General features: G+C 35.6%; 12 protein-coding genes. 6 read left to right on the top strand and 6 right to left on the bottom strand.

Annotated elements, in window-relative coordinates:
* Positions 1-94: 94 nt before the first annotated feature.
* Both aroA and serC read right to left on the bottom strand, forming a co-directional pair.
* Positions 95-1,396 (bottom strand): 3-phosphoshikimate 1-carboxyvinyltransferase, encoded by a 1,302-nt coding sequence (gene aroA, locus BTA34_RS04805; protein ID WP_151434703.1) that lies wholly within the window; start codon positions 1,394-1,396, stop codon positions 95-97.
* A 197-nt stretch (positions 1,397-1,593) separates the two neighbouring features.
* Positions 1,594-2,682 (bottom strand): 3-phosphoserine/phosphohydroxythreonine transaminase, encoded by a 1,089-nt coding sequence (gene serC, locus BTA34_RS04800; RefSeq protein WP_151434702.1) that lies wholly within the window; start codon positions 2,680-2,682, stop codon positions 1,594-1,596.
* 136 nt (positions 2,683-2,818) lie between these two features.
* Here serC and BTA34_RS04795 point away from each other — a divergent pair, with 136 nt between their 5' ends.
* Positions 2,819-4,249, top strand: coding sequence for an MFS transporter (locus BTA34_RS04795; protein ID WP_151434701.1), 1,431 nt, complete (start codon positions 2,819-2,821; stop codon positions 4,247-4,249).
* A gap of 68 nt (positions 4,250-4,317) precedes the next feature.
* On the opposite strand, the gene ansB is transcribed toward BTA34_RS04795, so the two are convergent.
* Positions 4,318-5,355, bottom strand: a complete 1,038-nt coding sequence (gene ansB, locus BTA34_RS04790) for an L-asparaginase 2 (protein ID WP_151434700.1) — start codon at positions 5,353-5,355, stop codon at positions 4,318-4,320.
* 232 nt (positions 5,356-5,587) lie between these two features.
* Between ansB and ycaO the strand changes: the two genes are divergently transcribed.
* The 5 genes from ycaO (at position 5,588) to BTA34_RS04765 (ending at position 13,246) form a co-directional block, all read left to right on the top strand.
* Positions 5,588-7,345: a 30S ribosomal protein S12 methylthiotransferase accessory factor YcaO gene (ycaO, locus tag BTA34_RS04785; RefSeq protein WP_151434699.1), complete on the top strand. Its 1,758-nt coding sequence runs from the start codon at positions 5,588-5,590 to the stop codon at positions 7,343-7,345.
* Between the two features lie 672 nt (positions 7,346-8,017).
* The gene (focA, locus tag BTA34_RS04780) at positions 8,018-8,872 is read left to right on the top strand and encodes a formate transporter FocA (RefSeq protein ID WP_151434698.1); all 855 of its coding nucleotides are present in this window, start codon (positions 8,018-8,020) and stop codon (positions 8,870-8,872) included.
* Between the two features lie 54 nt (positions 8,873-8,926).
* Entirely contained in the window at positions 8,927-11,209 is a 2,283-nt protein-coding gene (pflB, locus tag BTA34_RS04775; RefSeq protein WP_151434697.1) for a formate C-acetyltransferase, read from the top strand.
* Positions 11,210-11,317: 108 nt separating this feature from the next.
* Entirely contained in the window at positions 11,318-12,058 is a 741-nt protein-coding gene (gene pflA, locus BTA34_RS04770; RefSeq protein WP_036938126.1) for a pyruvate formate lyase 1-activating protein, read from the top strand.
* Positions 12,059-12,358: 300 nt separating this feature from the next.
* The gene (locus BTA34_RS04765; protein WP_151434696.1) at positions 12,359-13,246 is read left to right on the top strand and encodes a BPSS1780 family membrane protein; all 888 of its coding nucleotides are present in this window, start codon (positions 12,359-12,361) and stop codon (positions 13,244-13,246) included.
* A 106-nt stretch (positions 13,247-13,352) separates the two neighbouring features.
* Here BTA34_RS04765 and BTA34_RS04760 read toward each other — a convergent pair whose 3' ends face one another.
* The 3 genes from BTA34_RS04760 to BTA34_RS04750 all read right to left on the bottom strand — a co-directional run bounded on the left by BTA34_RS04760 (position 13,353) and on the right by BTA34_RS04750 (position 17,871).
* Positions 13,353-15,488, bottom strand: a complete 2,136-nt coding sequence (locus BTA34_RS04760) for a pentapeptide repeat-containing protein (RefSeq protein WP_151434695.1) — start codon at positions 15,486-15,488, stop codon at positions 13,353-13,355.
* Positions 15,489-15,740: 252 nt separating this feature from the next.
* Positions 15,741-16,790 (bottom strand): ureidoglycolate dehydrogenase, encoded by a 1,050-nt coding sequence (allD, locus tag BTA34_RS04755; protein WP_151434694.1) that lies wholly within the window; start codon positions 16,788-16,790, stop codon positions 15,741-15,743.
* Between the two features lie 256 nt (positions 16,791-17,046).
* Positions 17,047-17,871, bottom strand: coding sequence for a MetQ/NlpA family ABC transporter substrate-binding protein (locus BTA34_RS04750; protein ID WP_151434693.1), 825 nt, complete (start codon positions 17,869-17,871; stop codon positions 17,047-17,049).
* Positions 17,872-17,922: the final 51 nt, after the last annotated feature.

The raw sequence follows: 17,922 nt of genomic DNA, 5'->3' as shown, positions 1-17,922 counted from the left end.
ACAATAAAAAATCGGCAGCATTGTTCTTCAAAAAGTCCAATACTGCCGATTTAATTGATTTAATTTTGACTCATTTTAATTAATGATTTTCACATTAATGACTACGTTGAGAATTACTACGTTGAGAAAGTGTTTCTAGTTTCTCAAAATAATCAGGGAAAGTTTTTGCGGTACATCCCGGATCAAGAATAGTAATTGGCGTATCTGAAAGCGCCACCAGCGAAAAACACATTGCAATACGGTGATCATTATAAGTTTTGATATCCGCAGTGGTTAACTGTTTTGGTGGCGTTACTTTTAAGTAGTCGCGCCCTTCTTCAACTATCGCACCTACTTTTTGTAACTCTGCTGCCATTGCCGCTAATCGGTCAGTTTCTTTTACACGCCAGTTATAAATATTGCGAATAACCGTTTCGCCTTCAGCAAAAAGTGCCGTGGTAGCAATGGTCATTGCTGCGTCAGGGATAGTATTCATATCCATATCAATACCTTTTAACGTTCCACGTTCACACTCTATATAGTCATCACCCCAGCGTACTTTTGCTCCCATTTTTTCCAGCACAGAAGCAAAATGAATATCCCCTTGTAAGCTATTTTTACCGATACCTGTAACTCGCACAGTGCCACCTTTAATGGCTGCAGCGGCTAAGAAGTAAGAAGCTGATGAAGCATCACCTTCTACAAGGTACTTTTCTGGTGATTGATATTGCTGCCCACCTTTTATAACAAAGCGTTGGTAGTCTTGATTTTCAATTTGTCCACCAAAGGTATTAATTAATGCTAAGGTAATATCAATGTAAGGCTTTGATACTAATTCGCCTTTAATGGTGATAATCGTATCTTGTTCAGCTAAAGGTGCCGTCATTAATAATGCAGTCAAAAATTGGCTAGAAACACTCCCATCAACCTCAACATTACCACCTAAAAAACCACCACATAAGCGAATTGGCGGATAATCCGTTTGTTCAAGGTAGTCAATTTTTGCGCCACCTTGGCGTAAAGCGTCAACTAAATGCCCAATTGGACGCTCTTTCATACGGGGTTCACCCGTGAGAATAATATCGTGCTCACCAAGACTTAATGCTGCCGCTAATGGGCGCATTGCTGTACCAGCATTACCTAAAAATAGCTCTAATGGCGAATTGGTTTTAAATTTCCCACCTAGCCCTTCAATATCACATACCGTATTGTTATTTGATAATTGATATTGCACACCTAACGCTTTTAATGCATTAAGCATATGACGAATATCATCACTATCTAATAAGTTGGTTAGACGAGTTTTACCTTTAGCTAAAGCCGCTAATAACAACGCACGGTTAGAGACACTTTTTGATCCTGGTAAATTAATAACACCTTCGATATGAGCGATAGGTTGTAATGTTAACGATTCCATAAACAGGTAAAAACTCCAATAGACAAATAAATTAACTGGGGATGTTATTTAATTAAATATAAAATCATTTAGGTACTTATATTTTTATTTATTAATTCTGTACTGGGTAATTCAATTTTAATTGTTAACATCTTAAATATTGAATGAATAAGAAAACCTGTATTTTCAGCAGATTTTCTTATTCTAGATCTTATTTATTACGCATGGCGACGTTCAAAATCAGCCATAAAGTCAACTAATGCTTGAACACCTTCCAATGGCATTGCGTTATAAATTGAAGCACGCATACCACCTGATACACGGTGACCTTTTAATGCAACTAAACCTTGTGCTTCTGCCTCTTTTAGGAATACAGAGTCCAGCTCAGGAGAAGACATTTGGAAAGGTACATTCATTAGTGAACGATTTTCTGTGGCAACGCGATTGATATAGAAATCACTATTATCAATTGCACTATAAAGAAGCGTTGCTTTTTCATAGTTACGTTTTGCCATCTCTTGCAAACCACCTTGCTCTTTCAGCCATTTAAAGACCATACCTGATAAATACCAAGCAAAAGTAGGTGGTGTATTAAACATGGAATCATTTTCAGCAAGCACAGTGTAATCAAACACAGAAGGCGTTTCTTTACGCGCTTTACCTAATAGATCTTCACGAATAATAACAAGCGTTAAACCCGCAGGACCAATATTCTTTTGTGCGCCCGCATAGATAACACCAAAACGGCTAACATCTATCGGTTGAGATAAAATAGAAGATGAATAGTCAGCAATAACAATTTTGCTGTCATCAAAATCTGGCTCTTCATGAATGGCAATACCATCAATGGTTTCATTTGGGCAATAATGCACATAAGCTGCATCTGCACTTAATTGCCACTCTTTCATTGGTTTAACGCCAATTTTGCCATCAACTTCTGTTTTAATTTTAATGATATTTGGCGAACAATATTTTTCAGCTTCTTCGGCTGCACTTTTAGCCCAATAACCACCGTCAATATAATCAGCGCTTGCTTTATCGCCTAATAAATTGAGAGGTAAAGCAGCAAAATGACCACGAGCGCCACCGTGGCAAAAAAGAATTTTGTAGTTTTCTGGCACATTGAGAAGATCGCGAAGATCTTGTTCTGCCTGATGAGCAACCTCAAGAAACTCTTTACTGCGGTGGCTAATTTCCATAACCGAACGCCCAAGTTCATGCCAGTTGCATAATTCTAATTCTGCACGACGAAGGACTTCTGCCGGTAACATAGCCGGACCTGCACTAAAGTTATATACCTGACTCATTCAAATTCACCCTATCTGAATATGTTTTTACAAAATGACCTTTATCGGTTGTATCATTCCCGTTAAATTGGCGCAATGATTATTGTGAACTAACGCATAATATGCAGAATATAAAAATAATGGTTAGGAGTGTTTTATGTCGGGGAGTGTAAATAAAAAAGAAGAAGCGAGCTGGGGAATGCTTCTTCATGGAAAAAATAGTCTAAAATCGCTCGCTTTAGCAGGAGGTGTCGCATTACACGCAATTAATGTCTATATTACGATCACAACGCTACCTTCAATTGTGCGTGATATTGGTGGGCTTAATTTATATGCGTGGAACACCACCGTTTTTATCCTAGCTTCAATTCTCTCTTCCGCATTAACTTCACGATTACTGAGCGTACTTGCACCTCGCAATAGTTATCTTTTTGCCACAATTTGCTTTTTAGCCGGTTCTGTTATTTGTGCAACAGCGCCCTCAATGCAAATATTACTTGTAGGGCGATTTATTCAAGGGGCTGGCGGAGGAATGTTACTGGCTCTTGCTTACTCTTTAGTCCGAGTGATGTTTCCTCAACCTCTTTGGTCTAGAGCCATGGCATTAATGTCTAGCATGTGGGGGATCTCGACACTATTAGGTCCTGCGCTAGGGGGAATATTTGCTGAATATGATGTTTGGCGCGGTGCATTTTGGTCTATTTTATTTGTAGGTATTCCTTACGCTATTTTATTATTTACTATTCTTCCTACCGAAAATAATGCCGATAATATCGTCGCGAAAACGCCATTACCTTATCAACAACTTATTTTATTAATGTTGGCTGTATTATCTATTTCTATCGGTAGCCTTTATAACATTATTTTATATAATGCCTTATCCTTTATATTTGCTTTTATCTTTATTCTACTGTTAATCCATATTGATAAAAAATCAAATGATGGCTTATTTCCTAAAGGGACATTTTCTTTTTCTGCACCGTTAGCACCAATATATCTCACCATGGCTTTATTAGGAATTAGTGTACAAACAGAAGTCTTTGTGCCCTATTTCTTGCAAATTATCCATAATATTACGCCACTGCTTTCAGGCTATTTAGCAGCATTGGTTGGTGCGGGTTGGTCTTTCTCTGCCATTATGTCTTCATCAAGTAAACAATCTACTGCTCACAGGTTAATGCGTTTTGGTCCAATGATTAATTTCTCAGCCATCGTGATCCTTGGCTTATTGATCTCTAATGCGCTAACCATACCTTATGGGCAGATTATCATTATTTGTATCGCTCTCTTTTTTACAGGTGCCGGAATTGGTATGGCATGGCCCCATTATTTAACCCGTGTTTTACATGTTTCTCAGGGACAAGAAGCTCAAAAAGCAGCCACATCCATTACCACAATCCAATTGTTTTCAACGGCTGTTGGTGCATCTATTTCAGGGACTGTGGTTAATATGGCAGGATTAACAGATCCGGGAGGTATTCTTGGCGCACAAAATGCCGCACATTGGCTGTTTATTGTGTTTGCAATAACGCCATTAATTGCTCTCTTTACAGCGAGAGTTGTTGTTTCTAGAGCCAAAACAAATTAGTTATTTCCCCCCTTTAAAATAACAAAGCCCCATTAATGAGGCCTTGTTATTATTCAAACTATTTTAAATTAATACTTTTCGAAATTCTCTTGGATCTTCGCTGGATCTTGCGTTTCAGTCAGAGATAACTGTAATAACACTCTCGCTTTTTGTGGGTTTAAGCGCTCTGACGCAACAAAACCATATTTTGCATCATCAACTTCACCATTTTGTGTAGTAAATCCTACTGGTACACGGCTTGCTCGTACAACAACGACACCTTTTTTTGCACCATCAGCTAAGGTATCAAAAATATCAGTATATAAGTTACCGTTACCCACACCTGCACTGACAATACCTTTGTAGCCATTATCAATAAAGGCTTTTGCTGGTAAATCAGATGCATTGGAGTAGTTATAAACAATACCAACTTTTGGCAATTCAGTTAATTTACTCACATCAAATGCGGCTTTATCTGCACGAGGTAATGCTGCAGCATAATAATGAACCTTACCGTTATGCACATAGCCTTGAGCGCCTGCATTAACAGGCTGGAATGCTTGTACTTCAGTAGTATTCATTTTTACAACATCTTTACCACTGATAACTGCATTATTCATTGTGACTAATACACCACGATTTTCAGAGGCTTTATCACTTGCAATCACAACCGCATTAAAAAGATTTAAAGGACCTTCAGCACCTAATGCCGTAGCAGGTCGCATTGCGCCTACCATTACAACAGGTTTTTTACAGGCAGTTGTTAAATCAAGAAAATATGCTGTTTCCTCCATGGTATCAGTACCATGTGTTATCACGAACCCGTCGGTTTTATCGCAATCTTCATTAATTTTTTTAGCGAGTTTTAACCAAACTTGGTCATTCATATCTTGAGAACCGATATTAACAACTTGCTCACCTTTCAAATTAGCCACTTGCTTCGCTTCAGGCACCGCATTGATCAGCACATCAATGCCTAATTTACCTGCCGTATAGCTAGACTGTGTTGCTGAATCACCGCCGCCTGCAATCGTTCCACCTGTTGCAAGAATAGTGACATTAGGCAAAGCGAAAACAGAACCACTGATTACAGCTAACAAACTGGCAAGCAATGTTTTCTTCATCATTTTTTCGATCCCTTATAAATTAATAAATAAATGAATCTAATTATGATGACTTTTAATTATAAATTCCGTGATAAATCGAACGAATTTATTAAAAAAACTCATATATCAAATAAATAATGAGTTTTTTATATAGATAGTAATTTTTAGTCATAAGAAATCGTTAGTGCATTACAGGGGATTTCAGTATCATGTGCGCCTAATTATCACCAGCAAAATATTGATGAAACCTGCCATGTCACAAACATTTATTCCTGGCAAAGATGCCGCACTGGAAGATTCTATCGCTAGCTTTCAGCAAAAATTAACCGACTTAGGATTTAACATTGAAGAAGCTTCATGGTTAAACCCTGTTCCTAACGTTTGGTCTGTTCATATTCGCGATAAAGATTGCCCTTTATGTTTTACTAACGGTAAAGGTGCCAGCAAAAAAGCAGCATTAGCCTCTGCTCTGGGCGAATACTTTGAACGTCTTTCAACCAATTATTTCTTCTCTGATTTCTGGTTAGGTGCTGATATTGCAGAAGGTGAATTTGTTCACTATCCAAGTGAAAAATGGTTCCCACTAACAGAAGATGATTCTGTTCCTGCGGGCTTATTAGATGCGCGTTTACGCGAATTTTATGATCCTGAAGGTGAGTTATGTGGTAGTGAGTTAGTTGATTTACAATCAAGTAATCATGATCGCGGAATTTGCGCTCTGCCATTTATACGTCAATCTGATGAAAAGCCTGTTTATATTCCTGTAAACATTATTGCTAATTTATATGCTTCTAATGGTATGTCAGCAGGGAATACAAAGAATGAAGCACGAGTTCAAGGGCTTTCTGAAGTTTTTGAACGTTATGTAAAAAATCGCATTATCACTGAAAGAATTAGCTTACCTGAAATTCCTAAAGAAGTTTTAGCTCGCTACCCTGCTGTTATTGAAGCAATTAAAACGTTAGAGCAAGAAGGCTTCCCAATCTTTAGCTTTGATGCCTCTTTAGGCGGTCAATTCCCTGTTATTTGTGTTGTGTTATTCAACCCACAAAATGGCACCTGTTTTGCCTCTTTTGGTGCTCACCCTGATTTTGGTGTGGCTTTAGAGCGTACTGTCACTGAATTATTGCAAGGGCGTAGCCTTAAAGATCTCGATGTCTTTAATCCGCCAAGCTTTGATGATGAAGAAGTTGGTGATCATACTAACCTTGAAACACACTTTATTGATTCAAGTGGTTTAATTAGTTGGGATCTATTTAAGAAAGATGCCGATTACGCATTTGTTGACTGGAACTTCAGTGGTACAACAGAAGAAGAGTTCCACACCTTAATGTCTCTTTGCCAGCAGTGCGATGCAGAAGTCTATATTATGGACTACTCACACCTAGGTGTTTACGCTTGCCGTATTTTAGTACCGGGTTTATCTGATATTTACCCTGCTGAAGATTTACAATTAGCCAATAACATTATGGGTGTACATTGGCGCGACACTATTCTTTCTCTACCAACGAGCGAAGGCACTCAAGAAGAGTATCTTTCTCTTATTGGTCAATTTGATGAAGATGGTTTAGATGACTTTACACGTATCAGAGAGATGATTGGCATTGCTCCGGGCAAAGATAATGGTTGGAGCCATTTACGTGTAGGTGAATTAAAATCAATGTTAGCTCTTGCGGGTGGCGATCTTGACCAAGCGCTCGTTTGGGTTGAATGGACTCAAGACTTTAATGCTTCTTTATTTACGCCAGAGCGTCAAAACTATTATCGCTGTTTACACAATCTCTTATTATTACAACAAGAGACTGAACGTGAACCAGAACAATATATATACGCATTTTCTCGTATGTATGGCGAAGAAACATTACAAGCAGCTTTAAATGCAATACAAGGCAAACAAGCATTTTACGGATTACAAACTATTGATCCTGATTTAGCTAATTTACCTGTTCATCAGTCGTTACTTGCTGCCTATGAGAAATTACAGAAAGCAAAACGTCAATCGACTAAATAAACCTATTTTGTTTAAGGTTATTTATTAAATAATAATTAATTTTAACTGAATAATAAGCGCATATTTAAATTGAAACACTCTATTGAAAAGTAGAGTGTTTTATTTTGCTAAAAATAAAATATTGACAGATTTGTCAATATGACAAATTTGCCATCTGACAAAATTGTCAAAATATGGCAAAAGTGACGATTTAAGGCATTAAATATGACACTATAAATGCATATTGAACTTTTGCACCAAGAATATTACTTAAATCTAGTTTAAATTGCTATTTGTTTAACCAGATCCCAAAAATTTAAAAACCTTATTTTTATAATGGATATATGTCTGGAGTAATCATTAACGATTAACCACAAATAAAGTAATGTTTATATTTATGACAAAAGTAAAGAAGGCGTTAAATTTGATTTTTAATTCTTAACATACGGGGTTTAAATAATACTTTATATTTACTTTCTACTTTATTTATCCAGCTAGTCTAAAATTTTTTGATAATTTTTAAAAAATTTTTTCATTTTATTAATCAGATAGTTATAGCAAAAACAACGGGTTTTTACGCACTAAAAATGAGGTTCTAATGAGTGACCATGATCCATATCAATTTTAGAAGTAAGCCCCTTTGCTACTATTATTGCGTGCTATAATTATTCCAACATATAAGAGAGTGTTAGTATGAAAGCTGACAGCCCTTTTAATTTATTATCACCTGCAGATATGGCAAAAGTTGCCGATGATGCATGTTGTTATAAAGCAAATAAACATATTCCAGCGACTTACTTATCTGCATTTACCGCGGGTATGTTTATATCAATTGCTTTTGTTTTTTATATTACTGCTACTACAGGTACCGCATCTGTTCCATTTGGGCTGGCTAAATTAGTCGGTGGGATCTGCTTCTCTCTGGGGTTAATGCTCGTCGTCGTTTGTGGCGCTGACTTATTCACCTCTACTGTTCTTACTATTATTCCTAAAGCAACCGGACGTATATCTTGGTGCAAAATGTTTGCAAACTGGATAAATGTCTATCTTGGTAACTTTGTTGGCGCACTCTTTTTTGTCGCCTTAATGTGGTTCGCAGGTCAGCATATGGCGGCGAATGGGCTTTGGGGGCTTAATGTCTTACAAACCGCACAACATAAAGTTGAACACGCTTTTATTGAAGCCGTTTGTTTAGGTATTTTAGCTAACTTAATGGTTTGTCTTGCAGTTTGGATGAGCTATGCAGGTCGTACGCTTATTGATAAACTCTTTGCATTAATTTTACCTATCGGTATGTTCGTTGCTAGTGGTTTTGAGCACAGTATCGCTAACATGTTTCTTATCCCTTTAGGTATTGTTATTAAGAATTTTGCACCCGCTGAGTTCTGGACTAAAGTAGGTGCATCACCCGAACAATTTTCAGATTTAACAGTTTCGAATTTCCTCGCTGACAATTTATTACCAGTCACTATCGGTAACGTTATTGGCGGAGCAGTCCTAGTCGGTTTGGTATACTGGTTAATGCATCTGCGTGGCGATAAACATTAATCCACGCAGGTATGACTGATTTCTTAAGTTCCATTGTAAAAAGGTAGAAGTATCATGTCTGATTTAAATGAAAAATTTGCTGAAGCATGGAAAGGTTTTTCTGAAGGTGAATGGCAGAACGGTGTTAACGTTCGTGACTTTATTCAAAAAAACTACACTCCATATGAAGGCGACGAATCTTTCCTAGCAGGTTCCACTAAAGCAACTGATACACTTTGGGAACAAGTTATGGAAGGCATCAAAATCGAAAACCGCACACATGCGCCGGTTGATTTTGATACTTCTGTTGCTTCAACTATCACATCTCACGATGCGGGTTATATCACTAAAGATTTAGAACAAATCGTAGGTTTACAGACTGATGCACCTCTGAAACGTGCGATCATTCCATTCGGTGGTATCCGTATGGTTGAAAGTTCTTGCCACGCTTACAACCGTGAGCTGGACCCAGAATTGAAAAAAATCTTTACTGATTACCGTAAAACTCACAACCAAGGCGTTTTCGATGTTTATACTCCAGACATCCTGAAATGCCGTAAATCTGGTATCTTAACAGGTTTACCAGATGCATATGGTCGTGGTCGTATTATCGGTGACTACCGTCGTGTTGCACTGTACGGTATTGAGTTCCTGCGTAAAGATAAATTTGCCCAATTCACCTCTTTACAAGAAAGAATGGAAAAAGGCGAAGATCTGGAAATGACTATCCAACTGCGTGAAGAAATCGCAGAGCAGCACGCTGCTTTAGGTCAAATCCAAGAAATGGCTGCGAAATACGGTTACGATATTTCTCGTCCAGCACAAAACGCGAAAGAAGCAGTACAATGGACTTACTTCGGTTACTTAGCCGCTGTTAAATCTCAAAACGGTGCTGCAATGTCATTTGGTCGTGTATCTACTTTCTTAGATATCTACATCCAACGTGATATTGAAGCGGGCTTACTGACTGAAGAACAAGCTCAGGAATTAATTGACCACTTAGTCATGAAATTACGTATGGTTCGTTTCTTACGTACTCCTGAATATGATGAACTGTTCTCTGGTGACCCAATCTGGGCAACAGAATCTTTAGCAGGTATGGGTTTAGATGGCCGTACTCTGGTAACTAAGAATACTTTCCGTTTCTTAAATACCCTGTACACAATGGGTCCATCTCCAGAACCAAACATGACCATCCTGTGGTCAGAACAACTGCCTATCAACTTCAAAAAATACGCAGCTAAAGTCTCAATCGATACTTCTTCAATCCAGTACGAAAATGATGACTTAATGCGTCCTGACTTCGACAGCGATGACTATGCAATCGCATGTTGTGTTAGCCCAATGGTTGTTGGTAAACAAATGCAGTTCTTCGGCGCTCGTGCGAACTTAGCGAAAACCTTACTGTATACCATCAATGGTGGTGTTGACGAAAAACTGAAAATCCAAGTAGGTCCAAAACACGCTCCAATCATGGACGAAGTATTAAACTTCGATACTGTGATGAACCAAATGGATCACTTTATGGATTGGTTAGCAACTCAGTACGTAACTGCGCTGAACGTTATCCACTACATGCACGATAAATACAGCTATGAAGCAGCTCTGATGGCACTTCATGATCGTGACGTATATCGTACAATGGCATGCGGTATCGCAGGTCTGTCTGTTGCTGCTGACTCACTGTCTGCAATCAAATATGCAAAAGTTTCTCCAATCCGTGATGAAAACGGTTTAGCAATTGACTTCAAAATTGATGGCGAATACCCACAATTTGGTAACAACGATGCTCGTGTAGATGACATCGCTTGTGACTTAGTTGAACGTTTCATGAAGAAAATTCAGAAACTGCGTACATACCGTAATGCGGTACCTACACAGTCAATCCTGACTATCACTTCGAACGTTGTTTACGGTAAGAAAACAGGTAATACTCCAGACGGTCGTCGTGCAGGCGCACCATTCGGACCAGGTGCTAACCCAATGCACGGTCGTGACCAAAAAGGTGCGGTAGCTTCTCTGACTTCTGTTGCGAAACTGCCATTTGCTTATGCGAAAGATGGTATTTCTTACACCTTCTCAATCGTACCTAATGCATTAGGTAAAGATGATGATGTTCGTAAAGCAAACCTTGCGGGTCTGATGGATGGTTACTTCCACCACGAAGCGGGCATCGAAGGTGGTCAACACCTGAACGTCAACGTGATGAACCGTGAAATGCTGTTAGAAGCAATGGAAGATCCTGAGAAATATCCTCAGTTAACTATCCGTGTTTCTGGTTATGCAGTTCGCTTTAACTCACTGACTAAAGAGCAACAGCAAGACGTTATCACCCGTACATTTACACAAACAATGTAATAAAGATAACTATATGCATTTATTTACTGAGAAAGTAAATAAAATCGCTTAGAATAAAGGCCCCTACTTTGGGGTCTTTTTATTAGACAGTTTTGGAGTAACCCTGTTATGTCCGTACTTGGTCGTATCCACTCATTTGAATCCTGCGGTACTGTTGACGGTCCCGGAATACGTTTCATTGTTTTCTTTCAAGGATGCCTAATGAGATGCCTCTATTGTCACAACCGTGACACATGGGATACTCATGGTGGGCAAATCGTCACAGTTGATGAATTAATGAAAGAGGCGGTTACCTATCGTCATTTTATGAATGCTTCTGGCGGGGGTGTTACTGCTTCAGGTGGCGAAGCAATTTTGCAAGCAGAGTTTGTGCGCGATTGGTTCCGCGCTTGTCAGAAAGAAAATATCCATACCTGCTTAGATACTAACGGCTTTGTTCGTCGTTATGATCCCGTTATTGATGAATTAATGGATGCCACTGACTTAGTGATGCTCGACCTCAAACAAGTCAACGATGAGATCCACCAAAAGCTCGTTGGTGTATCAAACCAGCGTACACTTGAATTCGCACGTTATTTAGCAAAACGAGGCCAAAAAACATGGGTTCGTTATGTTGTTGTACCAGGTTGGTCTGATGATGATGATTCTGCTCATCGTTTAGGCGAATTTATTAAAGATATGAAAAACATCGAAAAAGTAGAACTTCTTCCTTACCACGAACTCGGCAAACATAAATGGGTAGCTTTAGGAGAAGAATACAAGCTAGATGGTATTCATCCGCCGTCAAAAGAGACGATGGAAAATGTAAAATCAATTCTTGAATCTTACGGTCATAAAGTGATGTACTAAGCTTTTCTACTTAAGATTAATTTAAGAAGCAGCGGTTTTAAACGCTGCTTTTTTTGTTTTTATATCATTAAAAACATTCAAAATAAATAAAGTCATTTTTTTAATTATATGAAGTTAAATTAAATTATTTAAATCATTTTGTATTAATAAAAGAATAATTGTTCCCACAAGTAAAAATACACATAATAAGATTATCCTTAACCTATATTAAGTTGAATATAGTTGATTAATAACAAAACAAAAAGATATTATAGAAGACTTATATTTATAAACAAAGATATTGGGATTAAGGTACAGGAAATGGAACAAAACAATAATTCATCGCTAACAGAGCCACAAGAGGTATTTACGCCTATTCCTCAAGCACGAGGTGCCGCAGGGGGTGTCCGCTGGTTAGGGCTAGGATGGGATTTAATAAAAGAACGTTTTTGGATGTGGATAGGCGTTATTATTATCTACTTTATCGTTAGTCTTATTATATCGACCATTCTTGGATTTATTCCGCTAATTGGTCCAATCATCTCACCTTTTATTACTACTGTATTAGCCGCAGGTGTTGTAGCAATTGCTCATCAACAATATGAGACTCAACGTCTTGATGTTGATACTTTATTCTTTGGTTTTTATAACAAACGTTATCTTAGCCTGATGGGTGCTTACGGTATTAGTTTTCTAATTTTACTTGCTGGGATTATTCTTGCCCTTATCGTCAGTAGTGCTGCTATGATGGATATTTTTTATGCTATCAATAGTGATTATCCTGAAGAAATTATTGCTGAAATGATGGTAGATAACTCTTCTGGCTTTATACTGTTTTTTATCATTATGGCTATCTTTGGTGCGCTAAGTACGGCGGCTTATTGGTTTGTCCCAGCGCTGGTGTTAGTCAACGGCTATAAAGCATTCCCTGCAGTTAAAGCGAGCCTTTCGGCAGTAAAAATAAATTTAGCTGGTGGATTCTTCTTCTTTATTTTGCTGTTCTTTATTATCGCAATTAGTGTTATTCCATTTGGTTTAGGGTTATTAATTACTATTCCTCTTTCTTATACTGCGATGTATGGCTCTTATCGTGATATTTTTTATCACCATAATGTAGGCAATCAAGGAAATAATGGTGGAATTGGTGGAAGTGGAACGATTTCTCTTAATAAAACCGCAGAATCAAATATTGGTAAATTAGTCAGTTAATCTTCGATTTAATTGATTAAAACGAAAAATAATGTCTTTTTCTTGCACTCCAACAGTTAATTAGTAAAGTTGGAGTGCATTTTATTTCTCTTATTTTGACTAATTATTATCTCCAATGTAACGGTATGATTTTATAAAATATATCTTTGAAGTGTTCTTTTCCATAATCACTCATTATTGAAAAAAGTACATCCGTACATTGAAACATTTCATTCATGCCTAATAGTCTATCACTCCATTCTTTAAAGTTTTTTTCCATTAATTTCGGATTTAATTCATTAGCCTTACTCATTAAAGCATAAGCATACATTCTTAATATTTCAGGTGAATCTGAATCGGTGCCAAATACAGAGCTTGATGAATATTTAACAATTAAAGCAGAAAGGCTTAATAAATATTGAGATTTCAATGCTTTATTTTCCAAAGTAATATCAAAAAGTTCACAAAGTTTTTGATAATGTTCAATAGTTAGAGAACTTTTTTTAATATTACCATCTAAAGCATTTAAAAATGGCTTAAATACTTCACTTAACTTTTCTTGTTCTTGAATATTAATAAGCTTTTCGTTAGATAAAGGCTTCATACCTATTAAAACAGAGTGAAATTGTTCATAAAAACCACTTGATTTAAATAATGACAACCATTTATTAGATTCAATTTTATTAGCCATTTTGTTATAACTATTTTTAAAAATAACAAAATCAGGTATAGTACTTGTCTCTGAAATTTTAAAACCATTAAATAATTCATAATAATCAATATTATTAATTCCCTGGCAATCATTATTAATATAAAGATAAAATCTAGTCCAACTCGTATTATTTTCTATATTATTATCAAATAAAACATTAACTATATCTTCATGATTAATAACTATTTTTTTATCTTTATTTTTATTTGATAAAATATAATTAAAACTGTTTTTATCATACCAATCAACCTTTCTATCACCACAATCAATATCATTTTCTTGAACAAAAGATTTTATCTCTTTAAGATTAAGATATTTATCATATAACGCTCTCGCTCTATCTCTAACATTTTTATTTTCATGATAAAGTGATAACACCATTAGCTTAATAAATTGATCATTATTTTCTAACATAAAGCTTTTCATCTTATCATTATCATAATTATCAATTAGATCTAAATGAAAAGATAAAAAATCAGGGGATAATTTATCAATAGAATTGCTACATTCATCATCAAAATATTTACTATATAAAATATCAGTAACAAATTTTTTAATTATTTCATTTTTACAAAAATATTGATTAGAAAAAATATTTTCTATTATAAATTCTGCTGATAGCCCTATATTATTATGATCATGACCATCATGATCATTATAATTATATAAAATATTACGCTGTATTTTTAAAATCAGTGCGCTCATCAATGATGTTTTTATTGCATCATATTTATCATTTATAGAACTAATGGTTTCAAATAGAGTTTTTTTATTTTTCATTAAAGGAATATTGTCAATATCAAATTCTATTTTTGTATTATCAAGTGTCGAATTTTCAAAATTAGCACTTTTTACCTTAATTGTTGCATTACTTAAATCACTGTTTATAAAGTTTACATTCTCTATATTTGAAAATAAAAAATCAGTGTTGATTAAATTACAATGATTAAACGTTGAATTTTTTATTGTTGAAGAATGAAAATGAGATCTAGTTAATTCACAATCCGTAAATATTGATTCATTTATATTACATTTTTTAAATTGTGAACCACACATATTTGCGTCATTAATATTAACATTCTTAATATTAAAACTATTAAATTTATCGTTATTAATTTTTTTATTTTCAAATAAAAAATCCATTAAATCTTTATTTGTAAAATGATTAACATTAACATCCTTATTGGTTGATCGATAAATTCCTACTCTATTTTTATAATTTCCTATGATCTTTTTTTGTGGACTATTTTTTATTTTTTTATTGGTCAATAAGCTTTTTAATACAACTATAAATTTATACTCACACGCATATTCTATTTTAATTTCATTTAATTTTAAAAATAAAGACTCATAATTTTTTATTTTTTCTTGAATAAGAGAGGTATCATCAGGATTTTTTTGTAATTTTAATTTCTCACTTGTTAATTTTACTGTTAATATTTTATTAGCAAGATTAAAATTACGGATAGATGGACTTTTCTCTGCAAGATCAATCGCTAAAATTGCATCTTGTTTGATTTTAACTTTTAAATACATAAATAGATTATTCATAACCCTCACCAATGTATATTTTAAAATAATAAAAAGCACACGTTTTATTCTTAATTATTAATTGATATATAATTAAAAACCTATGATGTATTATTTTTATAATTAGATAAATTTAATTAATTTGCTATAATAAAATAACCAAATACATAATGGCTAATTAATTATAAATTTTATAGTGTGAATATATAAAAGAAAAAAGAACAGTCGATGTCACCATCCACTGTTCTTTTTATTGAGAATTGAGATGTTATATTAACCCGCAAACGGATTTTTATTATCGTAAGATTTATTATAAAGTGCATCAGATATTAAATAATTATAAATTTCATCAACAATTTCAATACCTTCTTTTTCACTTCTTTGTTCTTCTATTTGACTATTCTCACCAGGATAAAGCACTTTCTCCACATGAGGAGCTGGCTTAATTGCATTTAACTCCCCCATAGCCTGTGAGATATGTTCTCTAAATAATGAGGCATCAGTAAAGAAAGCAGGATTAATAACAATATGTAATTGCCCTAGCTCTCGCCCTTGTGTTAAATCGTGATACATCGAACTAACATGTTTACCGAAAGGAAGCCCCAGCAAAATACCAGACAACACATCAACCATCATCATTAAACCATAACCTTTAGGTCCCGCAATAGGTAATAAACCTTTTACTGCGAAGGGATCTGTCGTAGGTTTACCACTTTCATCAACTGCCCAAGTATCAGGAATATCGACATGACGCGAGCGCGCATCAAGTACCTTGCCCCATGCCTGTACAGTTGTCGCCATATCAAATGTAATATGTTTATCACCTACTCCAGGCGCTGAAAAAGCGATAGGATTAGTGCCGTAATAGACTTCAGAGCCACCAAAAGGAACAACCATGGGATCAGATTGACACAGCGAAATACCCACCATGCCTGCTCGTGATGCTTGTTCAACAAAATAAGACAGCGCACCACTATGACCAATTCGTCTTACACCAACAACCGCAACGCCCTTCTCCTGTGCCATTTTAATTGCGCATTCCATTGCATCTTTCGCTGCAACATGCCCTGCACCATTATCACCATCAAATACAGCACTACATGACCCCGTTTCAGTATACGTAAAATTAGGCGTCGTATTTGTACCGCCTTTACTGATGCGCTCTGCATAATATTCCACACGCACAGCACCATGAGAATGAATACCTTTGGCATCAGCATGGACTAAGACATCAGCCACCGTATCAGCATGAGGCTCACTCAATCCTGCATGATGTAATTTATTTTTGATTAATTGATGTAACTGCTGTTTAGAAACTATCATAGAATATGCTCTTTTGTAGGGTTCTAATTAAATAGAAATGTTATAAATAACGAAGGTAAATTCGAGCGATAGGTCTAATTTAACAGCATAAATAGGATCTGCCGTGATCGGTTTAACCAATGGCGGATTGCGTTATATTTTTGTTAAATAGTCATTCTTTTATTAAAAAGCTTTTTATAATCCCTCTCATAATAAACAAAAAAGTGGCATAATTTCTTACACCACTCTTTGATACGTTAGTTTAAAAATAAACTGATTATGGAACAGGAACTGCTTCGCCTTTAAAGGTATCCAAAATAAATTTTTTGGTTTCAGGCGCTTTTAGTTGTGCCATTAATTTAGTAATACGCGGATCGTTTTTATCTTCTTCTCTTATAACAACCACATTGGCAAACTTGCTGTTAGCCGCAGGCTCTGTATAAATTACTTCTTTGCTTAAATCTAGCCCAGCATTAATGGCAAAGTGCCCATCAATAGAAGCGACATCTGCTTCACCATTTTTATATATTTGTGGCAACAATGGACCGTCATAGGTAAATAAAAACTTAATATTACGAGGATTCTCAACGATGTCATCAATCGTAGAATCATCAGGATCAATACCATCTCGTAATTTAATTAAACCCTCATCTTGAAACAGTTTTAATATATGTCCATGTTGTGCCAGATTATTGCTACTAATCATTTTTGCACCATTAGGTAAATCTTGTAAGCTTTTATATTTCTGCGAGAAAAAACGATATGGGTGCATATGCACTGCGCCTGCTGATACTAATTTCCAATCAGGGTGATCAGCTAGTGTTTTATTTAAATAAGGCACATGTTGGAAGAAGTTTGCATCCAATTCTTTTTCCGCTAATGCTTGATTAGGAATAATATAGTCATTAAAAATTCGAATATCTAACTCTAATCCTTCTTTGGCTAATTGCGGTTTAATAAATTCTAGAATTTCCGCATGAGGTGTACTCGATGCACCGATAATTAATTTATTTTCTGATTTTTCATCTGATGGTTTGCAAGCAGAGAGCGCTAGGCTAATAAGTAGCAGTGATCCCAGTTTTTTAAATACTGTTAGTTTCATTATTGTAACCTTATTTTTAAATTTGATTTTTTAATTGAAATAATTCTTTAA

Origin of the sequence: Proteus sp. CD3 (assembly GCF_008808075.1) — a bacterium.
Lineage (GTDB): Bacteria > Pseudomonadota > Gammaproteobacteria > Enterobacterales > Enterobacteriaceae > Proteus > Proteus appendicitidis.
Note: the sequence above shows the minus strand (reverse complement) of the source record. Positions and strands in the feature narration are given on the sequence as shown.